Raw genomic sequence first — 347 nt, 5'->3', positions numbered from 1 at the left:
ATTCTAATAGTGAAGAATCAAGTTCTGATGAAAATGAGACAATTCAAGACAACAAGTTAAAGGAAGAAGAATTAGGACTTGATAGAGCTAAATTTAATGCATATATAGATAAAACTGATCAATTATTGTTTTCTATTGGGTTTGATGAAAAAGAAAAGAAATTCACTGTTAGTGAACAATCTGAAAAAAATATATCAGAAGAAACTCCAGAAGAAACAATGTATACTATAAAAATATTTGATAAAGAGCAAAAAGAAAAATTTTCAGTAGAACTTAAAGGTAAGGATACTGGAAATTCTGAAAAATTAGAGCCATTAAAAAGCTTAAACTATGAAGTAGGAGATTTT

At 26.5% G+C, this 347-nt stretch carries 1 protein-coding gene; it reads left to right on the top strand.

Features of this window, described 5'->3' with window-relative positions; all coding sequences use genetic code 11:
- Window positions 1-347: hypothetical protein (locus tag Q5O29_RS09870; RefSeq protein ID WP_302632100.1), on the top strand; the 347-nt coding region annotated here is incomplete at both ends.

It is taken from the genome of Clostridium sp. CAG:265, from assembly GCF_000436575.1.
GTDB lineage: Bacteria > Bacillota > Clostridia > Clostridiales > Clostridiaceae > Clostridium > Clostridium lentum.
The sequence above is the reverse complement of the archived record's forward strand: the minus strand, read 5'-3'. Positions and strand labels throughout refer to the sequence as shown.